This is a genomic window from Corallococcus sicarius, from assembly GCF_003611735.1.
Taxonomy (GTDB): Bacteria; Myxococcota; Myxococcia; order Myxococcales; family Myxococcaceae; genus Corallococcus; species Corallococcus sicarius.
The window spans coordinates 1-3178 of the sequence record NZ_RAWG01000548.1; the positions used below are offsets into that span (position 1 = coordinate 1).

The following is a 3178-nucleotide window of genomic DNA, read 5'->3' on the forward strand; positions in this document are numbered from 1 at the left end:
CCCCTGCCCTCCAGGAAGGCGACCGGCGCGGCCCCCGCTCCCTTCGGAAAGGGAGGGCGACCGCGCCGGAAGGCGACGTCAGGGCTGTCCCCGAGGGACGGCTACGGGTTGGCCTCGTTGGCGCCGTGGCACTTCTTGTACTTGCGGCCGCTGCCGCAGGGGCAGGGGTCGTTGCGGCCCACGCGGGGGGCATCCGAGCTGGCGGCGCTGGCGGCACGCTGGGCAACAGGGGGAGCGATGGGCTCCGCCAGCTTCCCTTCGGCGTCCGCGCGGCCTTCCACGGCCTTCTTCTGCTGCTGGGCGAGCTGCCGCTGGATGCGGGCCGTCTCCTCCGCCGCGCTGGAGGCGGAGCGGGCCTGCACGCGCATCATCTGGCTGACGAACTGCGTCTTGATGGCGGCCAGCATCTGGATGAAGCCCTGGTAGCCTTCCTTCTTGTACTCCTGCTTCGGGTCCTTCTGGCCGTAGCCGCGCAGGCCGATGCCCTGGCGCAGGTGGTCCATGGCCAGCAGGTGGTCCTTCCACAGCTGGTCGATGGTGGCCAGGTACCGGTACTGCAGGAAGCGCATGAAGTCTTCGCTGAACTCCTGCTCGCGGGCGGTGAAGACCTTCTCCGCCGCCTGGTAGATCTGCTCCTGGAGCTCCTCCCGGTTGCCGGTGCCCTCGAAGCTCATCTCCAGGTTGAAGGACTCCTTCACCGCCGCGGACAGCGCTTCGATGTCCCAGGTGTCGGAGCTGCGCGTGGCGGCGTAGGTGTCCGTCAGGGACACGACGGCGTCGTCCATCGCGTCCAGGACCATCTCCCGGAAGTCCGCCCAGGTGATGACGCGCTCGGAGCGGGTCTTCACGCGGGTCTTCAAATCCTCCTCGTACTCCACGAGCGGGACGCCCGCGCCCGACGCGAGCACCTGGCGGCGCAGCTTGTAGATGGTGCGCCGCTGCTGGTTCATCACGTCGTCGTACTCGAGCAGGTTCTTGCGGATGTCGAAGTTGTGGCCTTCGACCCGCTTCTGCGCGCTCTCGATGGCCCGCGACAGCCAGATGTGCTCGATGACCTCGCCCTCTTCCATGCCCAGGCGCTCCATCAGGCTCTGGATGCGCTCGGACCCGAAGATGCGCATCAGGTCGTCCTCGAGCGACAGGAAGAAGCGGCTGGCGCCCGGGTCACCCTGACGGCCGGCGCGGCCTCGCAGTTGGTTGTCCACGCGGCGGGACTCGTGACGCTCGGTGCCGATGATGAAGAGGCCGCCAGCGGCCATGACCTCCTGGCGCTCCTGCTTCGTCAGCTCCTCGTTCTTCGCCGTCGTCTCCGCGAAGCGCTTCTCGTAGTCCGCCAGCGCGGCCTGGTAGGCCGTGAGGTCCACCGGCTCGCCGTCCGCGGACGACGACAGGGGCGGCTCCGGCGGCGGGCCCATGGCGCTCTTGGTCATGACCTCCGCGTTGCCGCCCAGGAGGATGTCCGTGCCTCGACCGGCCATATTGGTGGAGATGGTGACCGCGCCCTTGCGGCCCGCCTGCGCGACGATGTCCGCCTCGCGCTGGTGAGCCTTGGCGTTGAGCACGTTGTGCGGCACGCCGCGCTTCTTGAGGAAGTTGGCGACCACCTCGCTCTTGGCGATGGACACCGTGCCCACGAGCACGGGCTGCCCCGCCTTGTGCAGCTCTTCAATCTGACCGGCGACGGCCTCGAACTTCTCGCGCTCCGTCTTGTAGACCACGTCCTGCTCGTCGCGGCGCACCGCGGGCCGGTTCGTGGGGACGACGCGCACGTCGAGGTTGTAGATCTTGGCGAACTCCTCCGCCTCCGTGTCCGCGGTGCCCGTCATGCCGGACAGCTTGGAGTACATGCGGAAGTAGTTCTGGAACGAGACCGTGGCGAGCGTCTGGTTCTCGTTCTCGATCTTCACGCCCTCCTTGGCCTCGATGGCCTGGTGGAGGCCGTCGGACCAGCGGCGGCCCGGCATGAGGCGGCCGGTGAACTCGTCGACGATCTGCACCTCGCCGTCCTTCACCACGTAGTCCTTGTCGCGCTTGTAGAGCGTGTGCGCGCGCAGGGCCTGCTCGACGTGGTGGAGGGTTTCGATCTCGTCCGGGGCGTAGAGGTTGCCGACGCCCAGCTTGCGCTGGAGCTTGTCGATGCCGTCGTCGGTGAGGGCCACCGCGCGGTGCTTCTCATCCAGGGTGTAGTCCTGGTCCGGCACGAGGCCCGGGATGACCTTGTCCACCGTGAGGTACTTGTCGGTGCTGTCCTCGGTGGGGCCGGAGATGATGAGCGGCGTGCGGGCCTCGTCGATGAGGATGGAGTCCACCTCGTCGACGATGGCGTAGTTCAGCTCCCGCTGGACGTAGTCCTGCAGGCGGAACTTCATGTTGTCGCGCAGGTAGTCGAAGCCGAACTCGTTGTTCTGCCCGTAGGTGATGTCCGAGCGGTACGACTCCTGGCGCTGCTTGTCGGACAGCTCGTGGAGCACGCAGCCCGTCGTCATGCCCAGGAACTTGTAGACGCGGCCCATCCACTCCGCGTCACGACGTGCCAGGTAGTCGTTCACGGTGACGACGTGGACGCCCCGGCCGGACAGCGCGTTGAGGTAGGAGGGCAGCGTGGCGGTCAGCGTCTTGCCTTCACCGGTGCGCATCTCCGCGATGCAGCCCTCGTGGAGGAACAGGCCGCCGATGAGCTGCACGTCGTAGTGGCGCTGGCCGATGACCCGGCGCGCCGCCTCGCGGGTGATGGCGAAGGCCTCGAAGAGGAAGTCGTCCAGCGGCCGGCCGTTCTGGATCTCCTGCTTCATCCGGGCCGTCTCGCGCGCGAAGTCCTCGTCCTGGAGGGCCTTCATGCGGGGTTCCAGCTCGTTGATGCGAGCAATCTTCAGTCGGGCCTTCTTGAGCTCGCGCTCATTCTTCGTCCCGATGAGCTTCTTTAGCGTCCATTCAATCATGTTGGCTCTCTCGCCGGAGAATCCTCGAAGGAAGGCGGCGAGTGAAGGGAATTCCCAGGAGATGTAAGGGAGAACCAGACCAAAACCACGCGCGCCCCCCGAAACTTCCTCTCGGCTGGCCGCCCGGCGCGCGGTGGCCCAGAGTAAAGCGGAACCGAGTCCACGCAATGTCCCCTAAGCAGATTCAACGTCCCCGCGCTGCCAAGACTTCATCCGGCCGCTCCTCCCCGGGCCCCCGC

1 protein-coding gene is annotated in these 3178 nt (G+C 67.0%); it reads right to left on the reverse strand.

Annotation, left to right across the window (positions count from 1 at the left end; genetic code table 11):
- Window positions 1–101 precede the first annotated feature (101 nt).
- Window positions 102–2939, reverse strand: coding sequence for a preprotein translocase subunit SecA (secA, locus tag D7X12_RS40455; protein WP_120630445.1), 2838 nt, complete (start codon window positions 2937–2939; stop codon window positions 102–104).
- Window positions 2940–3178 lie beyond the last annotated feature (239 nt).